The sequence below is a fragment of the Burkholderia sp. AU27893 genome (genome assembly GCF_002223205.1).
Lineage (GTDB): Bacteria > Pseudomonadota > Gammaproteobacteria > Burkholderiales > Burkholderiaceae > Burkholderia.
The window spans coordinates 546594-564683 of sequence record NZ_NKFD01000001.1 but is presented as its reverse complement, the minus strand read 5'-3'; the positions used below and the strand labels follow the sequence as shown (position 1 = coordinate 564683).

At 62.3% G+C, this 18090-nt stretch carries 11 protein-coding genes and 2 rRNA genes; 1 reads left to right on the top strand and 12 read right to left on the bottom strand.

From position 1 onward, the window contains the following. Window positions 1-12 precede the first annotated feature (12 nt). From mraY to coq7, 8 genes are all read right to left on the bottom strand, one after another. Window positions 13-1182 carry a phospho-N-acetylmuramoyl-pentapeptide-transferase gene (gene mraY / locus CFB47_RS02650; RefSeq protein ID WP_006477019.1) on the bottom strand — a complete coding sequence of 390 codons (1170 nt, stop codon included), beginning with the start codon at window positions 1180-1182 and terminating at the stop codon, window positions 13-15. Window positions 1183-1198: 16 nt separating this feature from the next. Then, window positions 1199-2605 (bottom strand): UDP-N-acetylmuramoyl-tripeptide--D-alanyl-D-alanine ligase, encoded by a 1407-nt coding sequence (gene murF, locus CFB47_RS02645; RefSeq protein ID WP_089460398.1) that lies wholly within the window; start codon window positions 2603-2605, stop codon window positions 1199-1201. Continuing rightward, window positions 2602-4140: a UDP-N-acetylmuramoyl-L-alanyl-D-glutamate--2,6-diaminopimelate ligase gene (locus CFB47_RS02640; RefSeq protein ID WP_089455534.1), complete on the bottom strand. Its 1539-nt coding sequence runs from the start codon at window positions 4138-4140 to the stop codon at window positions 2602-2604. The genes murF and CFB47_RS02640 overlap by 4 nt, the downstream gene beginning before the upstream one ends. After that, window positions 4137-5984, bottom strand: a complete 1848-nt coding sequence (locus CFB47_RS02635) for a penicillin-binding protein 2 (protein WP_089455533.1) — start codon at window positions 5982-5984, stop codon at window positions 4137-4139. The genes CFB47_RS02640 and CFB47_RS02635 overlap by 4 nt, the downstream gene beginning before the upstream one ends. Beyond that, window positions 5981-6322, bottom strand: a complete 342-nt coding sequence (gene ftsL / locus CFB47_RS02630) for a cell division protein FtsL (protein WP_009694564.1) — start codon at window positions 6320-6322, stop codon at window positions 5981-5983. Before ftsL ends, CFB47_RS02635 begins: the two co-directional genes overlap by 4 nt. Beyond that, a complete protein-coding gene (rsmH, locus tag CFB47_RS02625) occupies window positions 6319-7260 on the bottom strand; it encodes a 16S rRNA (cytosine(1402)-N(4))-methyltransferase RsmH (RefSeq protein WP_089455532.1) in 942 nt (313 codons plus the stop codon). Before rsmH ends, ftsL begins: the two co-directional genes overlap by 4 nt. Before the next feature lie 23 nt (window positions 7261-7283). Next, entirely contained in the window at window positions 7284-7712 is a 429-nt protein-coding gene (gene mraZ, locus CFB47_RS02620; RefSeq protein WP_006487094.1) for a division/cell wall cluster transcriptional repressor MraZ, read from the bottom strand. A 386-nt stretch (window positions 7713-8098) separates the two neighbouring features. Next, window positions 8099-8725: a 2-polyprenyl-3-methyl-6-methoxy-1,4-benzoquinone monooxygenase gene (coq7, locus tag CFB47_RS02615; RefSeq protein WP_089460397.1), complete on the bottom strand. Its 627-nt coding sequence runs from the start codon at window positions 8723-8725 to the stop codon at window positions 8099-8101. A gap of 276 nt (window positions 8726-9001) precedes the next feature. On the opposite strand from coq7, the gene CFB47_RS02610 reads away from it, so the two are divergent. Further along, complete coding sequence (locus CFB47_RS02610) at window positions 9002-10153, top strand: porin (protein WP_089455531.1); 1152 nt, start codon at window positions 9002-9004, stop codon at window positions 10151-10153. Window positions 10154-10429: 276 nt separating this feature from the next. Here CFB47_RS02610 and CFB47_RS02605 read toward each other — a convergent pair whose 3' ends face one another. The 4 genes from CFB47_RS02605 to CFB47_RS02590 form a co-directional block, all read right to left on the bottom strand. Then, complete coding sequence (locus tag CFB47_RS02605; protein ID WP_089439157.1) at window positions 10430-12103, bottom strand: long-chain fatty acid--CoA ligase; 1674 nt, start codon at window positions 12101-12103, stop codon at window positions 10430-10432. Window positions 12104-12239: 136 nt separating this feature from the next. After that, window positions 12240-14315 (bottom strand): molybdopterin-dependent oxidoreductase, encoded by a 2076-nt coding sequence (locus CFB47_RS02600; RefSeq protein WP_089460396.1) that lies wholly within the window; start codon window positions 14313-14315, stop codon window positions 12240-12242. Between the two features lie 453 nt (window positions 14316-14768). After that, window positions 14769-14881 (bottom strand): 5S ribosomal RNA (gene rrf / locus CFB47_RS02595). A gap of 153 nt (window positions 14882-15034) precedes the next feature. Next, window positions 15035-17916 (bottom strand): 23S ribosomal RNA (locus CFB47_RS02590). Window positions 17917-18090 lie beyond the last annotated feature (174 nt).

Genomic DNA, 18090 nt, shown 5'->3' with positions numbered 1-18090 from the left:
GTTACCTTTCCTTTACCGCAGCTTGAGGGTGGTCAGACCGAACAGGCACAGCATCAGCGTGATGATCCAGAAACGCACGACCACCTGCGTTTCCTTCCAGCCGGACAATTCGAAATGGTGATGCAGCGGCGCCATCTTCAGCAGGCGCCGCCCTTCGCCGTAGCGCTTTTTCGTGTACTTGAACCACGAAACCTGCAGCATCACCGACAGCGTTTCCGCGACGAAGATGCCGCCCATGATGAACAGCACGATTTCCTGGCGCACGATCACCGCGACCGTGCCGAGCGCGCCGCCGAGCGCCAGCGCGCCGACGTCACCCATGAACACCTGCGCGGGGTGCGTGTTGTACCAGAGGAACGCGAGCCCTGCCCCACCCATCGCGGAACAGAAGATCAGCAGTTCGCCCGCGCCCGGAATGTGCGGGAACAGCAGGTATTTTGAATAGACTGCGCTGCCCATCACGTACGCGAACACACCCAGCGACGCACCGACCAGCACGACCGGCATGATCACGAGGCCGTCGAGGCCGTCCGTCAGGTTCACCGCGTTGCTCGCGCCGACGATCACGAAGTACGTCAGCACGATAAAGCCCCACACGCCGAGCGGGTAGCTGATCGACTTCAGGAACGGCAGCATCAGGTCGGCGCGTGCCGGCAGCCCCATCGACAGGCCGCTCCTCACCCATGCCATGAACAGGTCGAACACACGCACGTTGTTCGCCTCGGATACGCTGAAGGCGAGGTAGACGGCCGCGAACAGCCCGATCACCGATTGCCAGAAATACTTCTCGCGCGACGACATCCCGCGCGGATCCTTGTGGACGACCTTGCGGTAATCGTCGACCCAGCCGATCACGCCGAAACCGAACGTGACGAGCATCACGATCCAGATGAAACGGTTGGTCAGGTCGCCCCACAGCAGCGTCGCGACCGCGATGCCGATCAGGATCAGCACGCCGCCCATCGTCGGCGTGCCGGACTTGACCAGATGCGTCTGCGGGCCGTCCTTGCGCACGGCCTGACCGACCTTCATTTGCGTCAGCTTGCGGATCACCCACGGTCCGCACACGAGCCCGATCCCGAGCGCGGTGATGGTGGCCATCACCGCACGGAACGTGAGGTACGTGAACAAGCGCAAAAAGCTTGCGTCTCCTTGCAGCCATTGCGCCAGCGCCAGCAGCATGCTTCCTTCCTTCTACTCAGTGTGCAGCGGGCGTCGTGCCCGCTGCGGGTTGGTTCGTCAGCGCGTCGACCACGCGCTCCATCTTCATGTACCGCGAGCCCTTCACGAGCAGCGTCGCCTGCGCGCCGTAACCCGCCGCGAGCAATGCGCCGACCAGCGCGTCGACGTCGTCGAAATGGCGGGCCGTGTCGCCGTACGCGGTGCAGGCATCGCGCGACGCGTCGCCGAGCGCGAACAGCGCGTCGATCCCGCGCTCGCGCGCATAGGCACCGACTTCGCGATGGAAGGCCGGGCCTTCGTCGCCGACCTCGCCCATGTCGCCAATCACCAGCACGCGCGGCGCCGGTTGCGCGCCAAGAACGTCGATCGCGGCACGCATCGAATCGGGATTCGCGTTGTACGTATCGTCGACGACCGTTGCGCCCGCGAGGCTGCCTGCGATCGCCTGTTTCACCTGCAGCCGGCCCTTGACCGGTTCGAACGATTCGAGCCCCTGCTTGATCGCCGACAGCGCGACGCCGGCGCCCAGCGCCGCCGCCGTGGCGGCCAGCGCGTTGCGCGCGTTGTGCTCGCCGAGCGCGCGCAGCCGCACCGTGACGGCGCCCGCGGGCGTGTCGATCGCGAGTTCGCCGCCATGCAGGCGGCCCGTGACCTGCGCGTCGTTCTGCCGTTCGGCATCGTGCAGCGCGAAATCGAGGATCCGGTTGCCGGTTGCCGCAACGCGCCAGATGCCCGCGTATGCGTCATCGGCCGGGAACACCGCGACGCCGTCCGGCGGCAGCGCGTGAATCACGGCCGCGTGCTCGAGCGCGACGGCTTCGACCGTCGCCATGAACTCCTGGTGCTCGCGCTGCGCGTTGTTGACGAGCGCGACCGTCGGCGCTGTGAGGCGCGCAAGGACTTCCGTCTCGCCCGGGTGATTCATCCCGATCTCGATCACCGCGAGACGATGCGCGGCCGACAGGCGCAGCAGCGTCAGCGGCAGGCCGACATCGTTGTTCAGGTTGCCGGCCGTCGCGAGCCGCGCGTCGGCGCCGACCGCCGCCGCGAAGATCGACGCGATCATTTCCTTGACGGTCGTCTTGCCGTTGCTGCCCGTCACCGCGACGAGCGGCAGCGCGAATCGTTGGCGCCAGCCATGCGCAAGCGCGCCGAGCGCAGCACGCGTTTCACCGCCTTCGATCACCGGCATCGTGACGCCCGCCGGCACGTGCGCGACCAGCGCCGCGGCAGCCCCGCGCGCGGCGACATCGCCGAGGAAGTCGTGCGCATCGAAGCGCTCGCCTTTCAGTGCGACGAACAGGTCGCCGGGGCCGGCCGTGCGGCTGTCCGTCGACACCCGGTCGAACGTGACGCCCGCGTCGCCGTGGACGGTCGCGCCGGGGATCAGGCGAGCGGCTTCGCCGAGACTGAGCATCGTCATTCGGCGCCTCCCTTGCCGTGCGTCGCGCGCGCTGCCAGCGCGAGCCGCGCGTGATCCTGGTCGGAGAACGTGCGCTTCTTGCCCATGATTTCCTGCGTGGCCTCGTGGCCCTTGCCGGCCAGCACGACGACATCCTCGCGTGCCGCGCCGCGCACGGCCTGCAGGATCGCGCTCGCGCGATCCTCGATACGGCGTGCGTGATCGGGCGCGGTCATGCCCGCGACGATCTGGTCGATGATGCGCTGCGGATCCTCGCTGCGCGGGTTGTCGCTCGTGACGACGGTTTCATCGGCGAGCCGCTCCGCGATCGCGCCCATCAGCGGGCGCTTCGTCGCATCGCGATCGCCGCCGCAGCCGAACATGCAGACGAGCCGGCCGCCGCGCGCCGTGGCGATCGGGCGCAGCGCGTCGAGCGTCTTTTCGAGCGCGTCGGGCGTGTGTGCGTAGTCGATCACGACCAGCGGTTCGTCGTTCTGCAGCCGGCCGCCGAGCCGCTGCATCCGGCCGTTGACGGACTCGAGCCGTGCGATCTCGGCGAGCGCCGCGTCGAACGGCACGTCCGCCGCGAGCAACGAACCGAGCACGGCCAGCAGGTTGCTGACGTTGAACGTGCCGAGCGTGCCGACCTCGACGTCCGCGTCGCCCCACGACGAACGCAGGCGGAACGCCGTGCCGGTCGCGGTGGCGCGCACGTCGAGCGCGACCAGTTCGCGATCGGCGTCCGGCACCGGTGCATCACCGATCCCGTACGCGATCGTACGCACGCGACCGGCCAGTTTCTCGAGCAGGCGCCGACCTGCTGCGTCGTCGCGGTTGACGACTGCCGCGCGCAGGCCGCGCCATGCGAACAGCTTCGCCTTCGCGGCTTCGTACGCGTCGAACGTGCCGTGATAGTCGAGGTGATCCTGCGTGAGGTTCGTAAACACCGCGATGTCGAAAGCCGTACCGTTCACGCGCCCCTGGTGCAGCGCGTGCGACGACACCTCCATCGCCACGGCCTTCGCGCCCGCGTCGCGCAATTGCGCGAGGCTGCGCTGCAGTTGCGGCGCGTCGGGGGTCGTGAAACCGGTCGGCACGAGCTGGCCGGGCATCCCGGTGCCGAGCGTGCCGATCACCGCGCACGGCTGGTGCAGCGCCGTCAGCGCGGTGGCGATCCACTGCGTGCACGAGGTCTTGCCGTTCGTGCCGGTCACCCCCACCGCGAGCAGGTTGTCGCTCGGATCGCCGTACCAGCCGCTGGCGATCTCGCCGGCGAGCTGGTCGAGCGCCGGCACGGCCAGTGCGACAGGCACCGCCGGCGCAGCGGCCAGCCCTTCCGGCTGATACAGCACGGCGGCCGCACCGCGCGCGACGGCTTCGGCAATGAATGCGCGGTTGTCGGCCCCATCGACTGCATACGCAAAAAACACGTCGCCCGCCTCGAGGCTGCGCGTGTCGGCATGCAGTTGCGCTGCGGGGGCCACATGCTGACGCAGCCACGCAAGCGCGGCTGCGATCTGCTGATGCGCCGGATGGGAACTGCGAGCGGCGCTCATCGAACAACTCCTGGTGAATTACGCGTCGTGCTGGACACGATCATATGCTTCGCACCGCCACCCGCGGGCAGCTTTTGCGGCCCCGTCGCGGAAGGTGCTGCCGGCGAATCGTCAGACACGACGAGCTGCTTGATCGGCATGTTCGGCGGCACGTTCAGCGCACGCATCGTGTCGCCGGCGATCGCCGAGAATACGGGGCCGGACACCTGGCCGCCAAAGTGGCTGCCGGCGGTCGGCTCGTCGACCGACACCGCGACGACGATGCGCGGATTCGGCATCGGCGCCATCCCGACGAACGACGCGCGGTACTTGCGCGTGTAGCCGTGACCTTCATGCTTGTACGCGGTACCGCTCTTGCCGCCGACGCGATAGCCCGGCACGGCCGCATCCGGCGACGTGCCGCCCGGCGCCACCACCGTCTCGAGCATCGCGCGCACTTCGCGCGCGGTGGTCGGGTTGAACACCTGCGTGCCGACGACCGGCTGGTTGGGGTCGGTCTTGAAAATGGTCACGGGCATCAGCTCGCCGTCATGCGCGATCGCCGTGTAGGCGCGCGCGAGCTGGAACAGCGACACCGACAGGCCATAGCCGTACGACATCGTCGCCTGCTCGATGCGGCGCCAGCTCTTCCACGGACGCAGGCGGCCGGCCACCGCGCCCGGGAACCCGACCTTCGGCGCCTGGCCGAGGCCGATGCTCGTATACATATTCCACATTTCCTCGGGCCGCATCGTCATCGCGATCTTCGTCGCGCCGATGTTGCTCGACTTCTGGATCACGCCGCCGACCGTCAGCGTGCCGAAACCCGCGTCGTCGGTGATCGGTGCGCCATCGAGCACGAAATGCCCGTTGCCCGTCTCGACGAGCGTGTTCGGCGTCACGCGGTGCAGGTCGAGCGCAAGCGACACCGTAAACGGCTTCATGATCGAGCCCGGCTCGAACACGTCGGTCATGATCCGGTTGCGCAACTGCTCGCCCGTCATGCGCGAGCGGTCGTTCGGGTTGTACGTCGGGTAGTTGACGAGTGCGAGCACCTCGCCGGTGCGCACGTCGACGACCATCGCCGCGCCGGCCTTCGCCTTGAACTTCTCGACGGCGGACTTCAGGTTCGCGTACGCGATGTACTGGATCTTGCTGTCGATCGACAGGTCGACGTCGGTGCCGTTGTGCGGCGGGATCTGCTCGGCGACGTCCTCGACGATGTGCCCCATCCGGTCCTTGATCACGCGACGCATGCCCGACGTACCGGACAGCATCTTCTGGTCGCCCAGCTCGACGCCTTCCTGCCCTTCGTCCTCGACGTTCGTGAAACCGATCAGGTGAGCGGTGATCTCGCCTTCCGGATAGAAGCGCTTGTATTCGTTGCGCTGATAGATACCGGGAATGTCGAGCGCGGCGACCTTGTCCGCGACGTCGATCGGCACCTGGCGCTTGACGTAGACGAAACCCTTGTCTTCCGACAGCTTCACGCGTAGTTCCTTCGACGTCATGCCGAGGAGCTTGCCGAGCTGATTGACCTTGTCGGCATCGAGATCGTCCGGCACCGCGTCGGGAATCGCCCAGATCGCGCGCACGGGCAGGCTCGTCGCGAGCACGAGCCCGTTACGGTCGAGAATCTTGCCGCGCGTCGCCGGCAGATCGATCGTGCGCTGATAGCGGCTTTCGCCCTGCTTCCGATAGAACGCGTTGCCGGGCCCCTGGATCCAGAACGCGCGTGCGGCCAGCGCGACGAACGCCATGAACAGCAGGAACACGACGAGCTTCGAGCGCCACATCGGCAGATGCACGCCGAGCACGGGGCTCGACGAGAACTTCACGTTATGGCGCTGCGGAGACGGCTTCATCGCGCGCCTCCCTTGCCCTTGCCGGCCGTGTCCGCCGAAGCCGGGATCGGCGCATCGATCGCCTTCGCGGCGCCGGGCGGCAGCGTCAGGTATTGCGTGCGGCCGGTCGTGATCGGCTGCATCTTCAGTGAATCGTTCGCGAGCTGCTCGATGCGCGACGTCTTCGACAGCGCGCTCTGCTGATATTGAAGCTGCGCGTAGTCCTGCTGGAGCTGACGCTCCTGCGACTGCGCACGCTGCAGCTGGATGAAGATCTGGCGCTGCTGGTTCGTCGAATTGACGACCGACAGCGCGCAACCCATCACGATGATCAGCAGGAAGATGTTGAAGCGGCTCATGGCGTGACGCGCTCCGCAATGCGCATCACGGCGGAGCGGGCGCGCGGGTTCGCTGCGACTTCCGCTTCACTCGGAAACTGGCGGCTGACGATCTTGAGCGGCGGGCTCGGGAGGTCGACGGCGCGGATCGGCAGGCGACGATCGACCGCAGGCGCACTCGCGTGCGCCTGCATGAATCGCTTGACGATCCGGTCCTCGAGTGAATGAAAGCTGATGACCACCAGCCGCCCCCCTTGCTCCAGCAACGACAATGCCGCGTCTAGTACGACTTGCAGGTCCGCAAGCTCTTGATTGACGTGAATCCGTATAGCCTGAAAGGTGCGGGTTGCCGGATCCTTGCCCTTCTCACGGGTTTTGACGACGTGACCCACGATTTGGGCAAGCTCGCCCGTGGTGTCGAGAGGCCCAAGACGGTCGGACTCTGCCCGGCGAGCAACAAGCGCCTTTGCAATCTGAAAAGCAAACCGTTCTTCCCCATAATCCCGTATCACCTCCGTCAATTCCTGCACCGAAGCCCGTGCGAGCCATTCCGCCGCCGACTCGCCGCGCGTCGGATCCATCCGCATGTCCAGCGGACCATCGGCGCGGAAGCTGAAGCCGCGCGCCGGATCGTCCACCTGCGGCGAGGACACGCCCAGGTCGAGCAACACCCCCGACACCTTCTCGACGCCGCGCGCCGCAAGCGCGTCGCGCATCGATGCAAAGCTGTCATGCACGATCGAGAAGCGCGCATCCTCAATGCCCTGCGCCGTCTCGATCGCCCTCGGATCCTTGTCGAACGCGATCAGCCGCCCGCCCGGCGCCAGCCGCGCGAGCACCGCACGGCTATGGCCGCCGCGCCCGAACGTACCGTCGACATAAATGCCGTCCGGTCGCGTCACGAGCGATTCGACCGCTTCGTCCAACAACACGGTCCGATGCTGCAATTCGTTTCCCATCGCGGGCGTCTCCGTCACCGCAATCAGAACGTGAAATTCTTCAGCGCGTCGGGCATGCCCTGCGCCATCGCTGCCTGCTCCTTCGCGTTGTAGGTCTGCGAATCCCACAGCTCGAAGTGACTACCCATTCCCAACAACATGACTTCCTTTTCCAGTCCGGCTGCCATGCGCAGCTCGGGCGATACGAGAATCCGGCCCGCGCTGTCGAGATCGACATCCATCGCATTGCCGAGAAAAATGCGCCGCCACCAGTGCGCGTCCATCGGCAGCGCGGCGATCTTGGCGCGGAATACTTCCCATTCGGGGCGCGGAAACAGCAACAGGCAGCCGTCCGGGTGCTTGGTCACAGTCACCCGTCCTTCTGCCTGTCCTTGCAGCGCTTCGCGATAGCGAGCCGGCACCGACATCCGCCCTTTCGCATCGAGCGTCAGCGCCGACGCCCCTTGGAACACTTTCCGCTCTCCCGTTCAGGGCACCGAAGCACCCGCTACATGCTGAGAATTTAGCCGGAATAGCCCGCCAAATCACACAAAAATACACTTTCTCACACTGTCTCCCACTTTAGAGGAAGGGTGTGGCACGGTCAAGGGAGCGGCCCGCTTTTTTGACGAATTTTGTTAGTTAGAACAAGGACTTACGCGCACATGCTCATGCGACCCCTCATTCTAAAAACCGTTATAAATGAATGAGCTAGTGCAACTTGTGAAGGTGATACGTGAGAAAGACGGGCCAGACGGGTGTGCGGACGGGGCTTTCGGGGGCGGGAAAACGCGGAATAAACGGGCGGTATCAGCGGTGGGGAACCGGGGCGACGTCATGCATCGCCCCGGTGGGAATCTCACAGATAGTACGCAGTGCTCGTCATGACTTTCGACGCGGCGCGCATCAGCATCCGCGCGGGCAGCGGCAGCTCGATGCCGCCTGCGTCGGCCGCAGCCTTGCCGTGCTTCACCTCGTCGATACGCATCTGGTCGACGATCGCGCGCGACGCGGTATCGGCCGCCGGCAACTCGGACATGTGGCCTTCGAGATGGCTCTCGACCTGCCGTTCGGTCTCTGCCATGAAGCCGAGGCTGACCTTGTCGCCGAGCGCGCCGGCCGCCACGCCGATTGCGAGCGAACCCGCATACCAGAGCGGGTTCAGCAGGCTCGGGCGCGAGTCGAGTTCTTTCAGGCGATGCGCGGTCCACGCGAGGTGATCCTCCTCCTCGCGTGCGGCCTCCTCGAACATCGCCTTCGCCGACGCCGTGCGCGCGGTGAGTTTCTGCGCCTGGTACAGCGCCTGTGCGCAGACCTCCCCGACGTGGTTCACGCGCATCAGCCCGGCGGCATGCGTACGCTCCGCAGGCGTCAGTTCGACGGCCGGCACCTCCGCCGGCGCGGGCACCGGCCGGCTCATCCGGCTAATGCCGGTCAGCGATCGCAGGCCGCGATCGAATTCGCTGATCAGTTCATCCAACACCATCCTGTTCTCCTGGCTGCAGGTGCTGCCGCGAGCGGCAAGGGCACGAGTCCGCTGCGTAACCGACTTGATTATTCAGCGGAAATTGCGGTTAACCCGTGATTTTAACCATTGTTGCATAAAGGAAACATGGCGACCTTGAGCTGCGGCATTTCGCTTTGTGGCAAAAAACGGTTTTGCTACATTACGTGCGACTTCTTGCGAAGTTGATGGGGCCCGTCAACAGAACATAACTATCCGCCCCGCCAGAAAAATTCAGTGAATTTTGGAGATCCGTTAATGAAAAAGTCGCTTCTCGCGCTCGTCGCGCTGGGCGCGTTCGCTGGCGCTGCCCACGCGCAAAGCAGCGTGACGCTTTACGGCATCATCGATGAAGGCCTGCTCTTCAACAACAACGCGGGCGGCAAGCACCTGTACAGCATGGCCAGCGGCGTGATGCAAGGCAGCCGCTTCGGCCTGCGCGGCACCGAAGACCTCGGTGGCGGCCTGAAGGCGATCTTCACCCTCGAAAACGGTTTCGACGTGAACAGCGGCAAGCTCGGTCAGGGCGGCCTGATGTTCGGTCGTCAAGCTTACGTGGGCCTGTCGAGCCAGTACGGTACGGTCACGCTGGGTCGTCAATACGACTCCGTCGTCGACTTCGTCGGCCCGCTCGAGGCAGGCGACCAGTGGGGCGGCTACATCGCTGCTCACCCGGGTGACCTCGACAACTTCAACAACGCGTATCGCGTGAACAACGCGGTCAAGTTCACGAGCAACACGTACGGCGGCTTCTCGTTCGGCGGCTTGTACAGCTTCGGCGGTCAGGCAGGCCAGTTCTCGAAGAACCAGGTCTGGTCGCTCGGCGCAGGCTACAACAACGGCCCGCTGGTCTTGGGCGTCGGTTACTTGAACGCACGTACGCCGAACCAGTTCGGCGGCATGTTCAACAACGGCTCGGCGTCTTCGTCGGTCTCGTCGCCGATCTACGGCGCGTACGCGAACAACGCGAACACGTACCAGGTCATCGGTGCAGGCGGCGCCTACACGTTCGGCGCAGCGACGATCGGCGCGACGTACTCGAACACGAAGTTCAAGGGCTTCTCGGCAGGCCCGTTCGTGAACCAGACCGCGACGTTCAACAACGGCGAAATCAACTTCAAGTATCAGCTGACCCCGGCGCTGATTCTCGGCGCTGCGTACGATTACACGCAAGGCAGCAAGATCGACGGCAACTCGGCAGCCAAGTACCACCAAGGCTCGCTGGGCGTCGACTACTTCCTGTCGAAGCGTACGGACGTGTACGCAATCGGCGTGTACCAACACGCATCGGGCAACGTGCTCGACTCGAACGGCAATGTCCTGAAGGCGACGGCAGCGATCAACGGTCTCGCAGGTTCGAGCTCGGCCAACCAGGTCGCAGCACGCGTCGGCATCCGCCACAAGTTCTAATCAGCTTGCCTGGCAAGCCGCAGCATATTGAAGGCGCCTTCGGGCGCCTTTTTCTTATCCGGTCGGTGCAGCCGCGAAGCCTGAGCGTGGCGAATCGTCCCGCCTCCGACAAACCGGTTTCGGGGTTGCCATGCTGCCCCTGCGGCATCGAAACGTGCTGCCGCCACCGCAAGCCCACTCCGGCGGCCGCGTCGCTCGAAAACAGCCTCACCGGAGCCACGCCACAAAACAAAAAGCCCGGCACAAGCCGGGCTTCCCTTTCGTTCGACCACGCCGTTACGCGCGTCCGTCGCGCAGTTCGCGCCGCAGGATCTTGCCGACGTTCGTTTTCGGCAGCTCCGTACGGAACTCGACCAGCTTCGGCCGCTTGTAGCCGGTGAGCCGCTCCTTGCAGTAGGCAAGGATGTCCTTGTCGGTGAGCGCCGGGTCCTTCTTCACGACGAACAACTTCACGGCTTCGCCGGAATGCTCGTCGGGCACGCCGACCGCCGCCACCTCGAACACGCCCGGATGCGACGCCACCACGTCCTCGACTTCGTTCGGGTACACGTTGAAGCCCGACACGAGGATCATGTCCTTCTTCCGGTCGACGATCTTCACGTAACCTCGCGCATCCATCACGCCGACGTCGCCCGTCTTGAAGAAGCCGTCCGCGAACATGACCTTCGCGGTTTCGTCCGGCCGGTTCCAGTAGCCGGCCATCACCTGCGGCCCGCGAATGCAGATCTCGCCGGGTTCGCCGAGCGCGACGTCGTTGCCGGCGTCGTCGCGAATCGCCACTTCGGTCGACGGCAGCGGCAAGCCGATCGTCCCGCTGTACTCGGTCGCCGTCACGGGGTTGCAGGTCGCCACCGGCGACGTTTCGGACAACCCGTAACCTTCGATGATTGCCGTATGGGTCTTTTCATACCAGCGTTTCGCGACGCCTTCCTGGATCGCCATGCCGCCGCCGTTGGCGATCACGAGCTTCGACAGGTCGAGCTGATTGAATTCCGGGTGGTTCAGCAGTGCGTTGTACAGCGTATTGACTGCCGGGATCGTCGAGATCTGGTAGCCCTTCAGTTCCTTGATCATCCCGGCGATGTCGCGCGGGTTCGGGATCAGGATGCCCATGCCGCCGGTACGCATCGTCAGGAAGCCGCAGACGGTCAGCGCGAACACGTGATACAGCGGCAGCGCGACAACAGTCACGAACTGTTTCACGTCGGGGAATTTCTCATGCGCCGGATGATGCCAGGCGCCCGCCTGCAACACGTTCGACACGATGTTCCGGTGCAGCAGCGTCGCCCCCTTCGCCACGCCGGTCGTACCGCCCGTGTATTGCAGGAACGCGACGTCATCGGGGCCGATCTTCTGCGCCTTGAATGCCTGGCGCGCCCCTTCCGACAGTGCGGCTTTGAAGCGCGTGAACGACGGCAGCTGCCAGGCAGGCACCATCTTCTTGACGTTGCGCACGACGTAGTTGACGAGCCATCCCTTGATGCCCAGCAGATCGCCCATCGATGCGACGACGACGTGCTTGACGCCCGTATTCGCGATGACGGCCTGCAGCGTCGACGCAAAATTCTCGAGGATGACGATCGCCTCCGCACCGCTGTCCTTCAGCTGATGCTCGAGCTCGCGCGGCGTATAGAGCGGATTGACGTTGACGACGGTGTAGCCCGCGCGCAGCACCGCAGCGATCGCCACAGGGTACTGCAGCACGTTCGGCATCATGATCGCGACGCGCGCGCCGCGCGCAAGCCCGCGCGATTGCAGCCACGCGCCGAACTGGCGCGACAGCTTGTCGAGTTCGCCGTACGTGATGCCCTTGCCCATGCAGACGAATGCCGTGCGGTCGCGATACTGCCGGAAGCTTTCGTCGAGCAGGTCGGGAACAGAGGGATAAGGAGACGCGTCAATTTCGGCTGGAACGCCGGGTGGGTACGATTTCAGCCAAATTTTGTCCATACCGCGCGTCTCCTCACTGATTTTCGAATGGTCGTGCTAAAACGCATCGTAACGGCTCGCTCGTTCCGAGACAACAGGGTTAGATGTCCACTTCGAACTTCCGTGGAAATTCGTCTGATCATACGGGGATATCCGATCAAACGCGCTCAACTTCCACGAGGCAGTCGTAGAACGTCGCCGAATTCCCGAGATCGGTAAGTGCCTGGCTCGTCACTTCGTTCGCGTTTCTGCCGTCCGGCGACAGTTTCTTCCACCAGATCGACAGCCCGACGACGAGCCCTGCGCGCGCTCGATCGGTAACTCTCGCGAGCGCCTGCATCGATCCGCGGTCGTTGAAGATGCGAACGACGTCACCTTCCGCGATCCCGCGCGCATCGGCGTCAGACGGGTGGATGTCGAGATGCGGCTCGCCTTCGGTATGACGCAGGCTGTCGACGTTCACAAACGTACTGTTCAGGAAGTGGCGAGCCGGCGGCGAGATCATCGCGAGCGGATAGCGTGCGGCGAGCTCCGGCGCGGCCTCTGCCGACTCGAACGGCGGCAGGTAGTCGGGCACGGGATCCACGCCCATCTGCTCGAGTCGGGGGCTGTAGAACTCACACTTGCCGGACGGCGTGCGGAAACCACCGTTTGCGAACGGCGCCTCCGGCAGCTTGAGTTTCAACCAGCCATCGCGCTTGAGCGTATCCCAATCGCTGTCGAGCACTGGATCGTCCCAGCGGAGCGCCGCGCGCGCGACCTCTTCGTCGCTGTGATAAAGCGCCGGTTCATCGAGCCCCATGCTTCGCGCGATGCCGCGGAAGATCTCCGTATTCGGCCGAGCCTGTCCCACCGGAGGAATCGACGGCAGGTTCGCCATCACGTAGGTGTGACCGTACGATTTGTGGATGTCCAGATGCTCGAGCTGGGTGGTGGCCGGCAACACAATGTCGGCGAAATCGACGGTATCTGTCTTGAAATGCTCGAGAACGACCGTGAACAGATCCTCACGCGCGAACCCTGCCGCGACCTTCGATGAATCCGGCGCGACCGCCACCGGGTTCGAGTTGTATACGATCACCGCTTCGACCTTCGGCCCGAAGGTGGCGTCGCCCGGGTGCAGCAACGCGTCGCCGATTGCGTTCATGTTGATGATGCGCGGGAGTTTGTGCGGCCAGCCCGGCATCAAATCCGGACGAAGCAGCGCAGCCTGGTTGACCGGCGCGGATTCCGACGACGAGAGCAACAGCCCGCCGGCCCGGTCCCGCCAGGCGCCCGTGAGTGCTGGCAGGCTTGCGATCGCGCGTACGGCGTTGCCACCGCCGCGAACGCGCTGCATGCCGTAGTTGAGTCGGATCGATGCCTTGCGGGTGGCACCGTAACAACGTGCAAGGTCGATCAGTTCCGACGCGTCGATCCCGCAGATCTGCGCAACGCGTTCCGGCGGATAGGACATCGCCCGCTCCTTGAGCGCGTCGAAGCCGAGCGTATGGCTGGCGATGTAATCGTGGTCGAGCAGGTCTTCGGTTATCAGCACGTGCATCATGCCGAGTGCGAACGCGCCGTCGGTACCAGGCTTCAACGCGATGTGCTGATGACACTTCTCGGCCGTCAGCGAACGATACGGATCGATGGCGACAAGACGTGCGCCTCGGCGCTTCGCTTCCTGCGCGCGCGTCCAGAAGTGCAGGCTCGACGCGATCGGGTTTGCTCCCCAAATCAGAATCAGCTCGCTTTCCTCGAAATGCTCGAGGTGCATGCCGAGACTGCCGCCATAGGTGTAACGCAACCCCGCTGCACCGGCCGCCGCGCAAATCGTGCGCTCGAGCCGCGAGGCGCCGAGCTTGTGGAAGAATCGCTGGGCGATGCCCTCCCCCTGCACGAGCCCCATCGTCCCTGCGTAGCTGTACGGCATGATCGCTTCCGGCGCGCGCGCCGCGATTTCACCGAGACGACGGCCGATCTCATCGAACGCCTCGTCCCAGCTGATGGGTACGAAATGCCCCTCCCCCTTGGCACCGACGCGCTTGAGCGGGACGGTGAGGCGGTCGGGGTGATGAACGCGATCGGCGTATCGACTGACTTTCGTACACAACACGCCTTGTGTCGGCGGATGGTCGGGATCCCCCGTGACCTTGATCGCCTTGCCGTTTTCGACGGTCACACGCATTGCGCACGTGTCCGGACAATCATGCGGGCAAACGGCCCTAGCTACCTGAATGGCGGCGTTCATCGTTTTGTGTGCAGAGATGGGGATTCGCAAATTTTACGTGGACACGCCGAATAAAGCGTTCATTTCGTACGGTGTCTGAGGTATTTGGCCGAAACGCGATGGGGGAATCGGTTCAGTTTCGGTGGTTCGGTGCGTTGTCCGCGGGGGATTTGCGTGGCGACCCAACACTCGTTGTCGACGATGGCAAGCTGATCACGTACGAGTGTGCGGCCCCAGGTGCGGGAGAGAGAAATTGCAGCTTTGATCGGAGATGGCAGCAATAGGCTAAGGGATCGCGGATGATACTGGCCGATTGGCGTGCCGGGAGCGGCGAGTTCTCAGGAACGGCAAGTGTCTGATTCGACGCATTCGGCGCCTGGATATGGCCAGGCCGGCCACTCCGCGCCCCCATGCATTTCTGCCGCGCCAATGCAAAAACCCCCGCCTTTCGGGCGGGGGTTCTCGGCTTAGGGAGCCTGACGATTACCTACTTTCACACGGGAATCCGCACTATCATCGGCGTAGAGTCGTTTCACGGTCCTGTTCGGGATGGGAAGGGGTGGGACCGACTCGCTATGGTCATCAGGCAAAGAGGGTTGTTGCGCTGGCTTTGCAGCACAACCAATCCGGGAAGAAGCAGTAATTTTGAGTTGTGTGTATCACACACGAGAATCCAACTTGTCGCTTTGGATCGCAGCTCGTGCAAGGCACGGCGCCGATCTACAAGGCAGACTTGTTATAGGATCAAGCCTTACGGGCAATTAGTATCAGTTAGCTGAACGCATTACTGCGCTTACACACCTGACCTATCAACGTCCTGGTCTCGAACGACCCTTCAAGGGGATCTAGTCCCCAGGGATATCTCATCTTAAGGCGAGTTTCCCGCTTAGATGCTTTCAGCGGTTATCTCTTCCGAACATAGCTACCCGGCGATGCCACTGGCGTGACAACCGGTACACCAGAGGTTCGTCCACTCCGGTCCTCTCGTACTAGGAGCAGCCCCCTTCAAATATCCAACGCCCACGGCAGATAGGGACCAAACTGTCTCACGACGTTTTAAACCCAGCTCACGTACCTCTTTAAATGGCGAACAGCCATACCCTTGGGACCGGCTACAGCCCCAGGATGAGATGAGCCGACATCGAGGTGCCAAACACCGCCGTCGATATGAACTCTTGGGCGGTATCAGCCTGTTATCCCCAGAGTACCTTTTATCCGTTGAGCGATGGCCCTTCCATACAGAACCACCGGATCACTATGACCTGCTTTCGCACCTGCTCGACTTGTCGGTCTCGCAGTTAAGCACGCTTATGCCATTGCACTATCAGCACGATTTCCGACCGTACCTAGCGTACCTTCGTACTCCTCCGTTACGCTTTGGGAGGAGACCGCCCCAGTCAAACTGCCTACCATGCACTGTCCCCGACCCGGATCACGGGCCAAGGTTAGAACCTCAAACAAACCAGGGTGGTATTTCAAGGACGGCTCCACCGAAACTAGCGTTCCGGTTTCATAGCCTCCCACCTATCCTACACAGATCGGTTCAAAGTCCAATGCAAAGCTACAGTAAAGGTTCATGGGGTCTTTCCGTCTAGCCGCGGGTAGATTGCATCATCACAAACACTTCAACTTCGCTGAGTCTCGGGAGGAGACAGTGTGGCCATCGTTACGCCATTCGTGCAGGTCGGAACTTACCCGACAAGGAATTTCGCTACCTTAGGACCGTTATAGTTACGGCCGCCGTTTACCGGGACTTCAATCAAGAGCTTGCACCCCATCATTTAATCTTCCGGCACCGGGCAGGCGTCACACCCTATACGTCCACTTTCGTGTTTGCAGAGTGCTGTGTTTTTATTAAACAGTCGCAGCCACCAGTTTATTGCAACCCCTTCACCCTCCTGGCGCAGGCCAGTCAAGCTACAAGGGCGTACCTTATCCCGAAGTTACGGTACCAATTTGCCGAGTTCCTTCTCCCGAGTTCTCTCAAGCGCCTTAGAATACTCATCTCGCCCACCTGTGTCGGTTTGCGGTACGGTCATCGTTAGACTGAAGCTTAGAGGCTTTTCTTGGAACCACTTCCAATTGCTTCGCTCCCTAAGGAGCTCGCGCCACACCCTTGAATTACGCGCCCGGATTTGCCTAAGCGCCTTCTCCAATGCAGCGACCGGGACTTCCAACACCCGGACAACCTTCCGCGATCCGTCCCCCCATCGCATCTAACAATGGTGCAGGAATATTGACCTGCTTCCCATCAGCTACGCATTTCTGCCTCGCCTTAGGGGCCGACTCACCCTACGCCGATGAACGTTGCGTAGGAAACCTTGGGCTTACGGCGAGGGGGCCTTTCACCCCCTTTATCGCTACTCATGTCAGCATTCGCACTTCCGATACCTCCAGCACGCTTTTCAACGCACCTTCGCAGGCTTACGGAACGCTCTCCTACCATGCGTGCAAAGCACGCATCCGCAGCTTCGGTATATAGCTTAGCCCCGTTACATCTTCCGCGCAGGACGACTCGATCAGTGAGCTATTACGCTTTCTTTAAAGGGTGGCTGCTTCTAAGCCAACCTCCTGACTGTTTTAGCCTTCCCACTTCGTTTCCCACTTAGCTATATTTGGGGACCTTAGCTGGCGGTCTGGGTTGTTTCCCTCTTGACACCGGACGTTAGCACCCGATGTCTGTCTCCCGTGATTGCACTCTTCGGTATTCGGAGTTTGCTATGGCGGGGTAATCTGCAATAGACCCCCCAACCATGACAGTGCTCTACCCCCGAAGGTGAGACACGAGGCACTACCTAAATAGTTTTCGGAGAGAACCAGCTATTTCCAAGTTTGTTTAGCCTTTCACCCCTATCCACAGCTCATCCCCTAACTTTTCAACGTTAGTGGGTTCGGACCTCCAGTACGTGTTACCGCACCTTCATCCTGGCCATGGATAGATCACTTGGTTTCGGGTCTACGCCCAGCAACTGAACGCCCTATTCGGACTCGCTTTCGCTACGCCTGCCCTATACGGTTAAGCTTGCTACTGAACGTAAGTCGCTGACCCATTATACAAAAGGTACGCCGTCACCCCTTACGAGGCTCCGACTGTTTGTATGCATGCGGTTTCAGGATCTATTTCACTCCCCTCCCGGGGTTCTTTTCGCCTTTCCCTCACGGTACTGGTTCACTATCGGTCGATCACGAGTATTTAGCCTTGGAGGATGGTCCCCCCATCTTCAGACAGGATTTCACGTGTCCCGCCCTACTTGTCGCACACCTAGTTCTTTCATACTGTTTTCGCCTACAGGGCTATCACCTGCTATGGCCGCACTTTCCAGAGCGTTCGGCTAACAATACAAATAAAGAGTGCAAGGCTCATCCCATTTCGCTCGCCACTACTTTGGGAATCTCGGTTGATTTCTTTTCCTGCGGTTACTTAGATGTTTCAGTTCACCGCGTTCGCTTCGCATGGCCTATGTATTCAGCCATGGATACTCCAAAAGGAGTGGGTTTCCCCATTCGGACATCTACGGATCAAAGCTCGTTTGCCAGCTCCCCGTAGCTTTTCGCAGGCTACCGCGTCCTTCATCGCCTGTGATCGCCAAGGCATCCACCACATGCACTTGTTCGCTTGACCCTATAACGAGTCTGTCTCGTTACAGGTTGAGTTCTCGCGTTGTGCCGTATTCCAATTTAAGTCGAACATAGAGTTCGAATCATCTTGAGATACATCGATACAATCACAACCCGGATAGTTTTCACGTCCATCTCAAGACGCTTCCGCTATCCAAATTACTTGCTTCTTCCAGAT

Bases quoted from the DNA above. Each gene is read 5' to 3' on its own strand.
- coq7 (WP_089460397.1), bottom strand. From the start codon at position 8,725: ATGGTGTTGGATGAACTGATCAGCGAATTCGATCGCGGCCTGCGATCG.
- murF (WP_089460398.1), bottom strand. From the start codon at position 2,605: ATGACGATGCTCAGTCTCGGCGAAGCCGCTCGCCTGATCCCCGGCGCG.
- CFB47_RS02610 (WP_089455531.1), top strand. From the start codon at position 9,002: ATGAAAAAGTCGCTTCTCGCGCTCGTCGCGCTGGGCGCGTTCGCTGGC.
- CFB47_RS02640 (WP_089455534.1), bottom strand. From the start codon at position 4,140: ATGAGCGCCGCTCGCAGTTCCCATCCGGCGCATCAGCAGATCGCAGCC.
- mraY (WP_006477019.1), bottom strand. From the start codon at position 1,182: ATGCTGCTGGCGCTGGCGCAATGGCTGCAAGGAGACGCAAGCTTTTTG.
- CFB47_RS02600 (WP_089460396.1), bottom strand. From the start codon at position 14,315: ATGAACGCCGCCATTCAGGTAGCTAGGGCCGTTTGCCCGCATGATTGT.
- rsmH (WP_089455532.1), bottom strand. From the start codon at position 7,260: ATGGGAAACGAATTGCAGCATCGGACCGTGTTGTTGGACGAAGCGGTC.
- CFB47_RS02635 (WP_089455533.1), bottom strand. From the start codon at position 5,984: ATGAAGCCGTCTCCGCAGCGCCATAACGTGAAGTTCTCGTCGAGCCCC.
- ftsL (WP_009694564.1), bottom strand. From the start codon at position 6,322: ATGAGCCGCTTCAACATCTTCCTGCTGATCATCGTGATGGGTTGCGCG.
- CFB47_RS02605 (WP_089439157.1), bottom strand. From the start codon at position 12,103: ATGGACAAAATTTGGCTGAAATCGTACCCACCCGGCGTTCCAGCCGAA.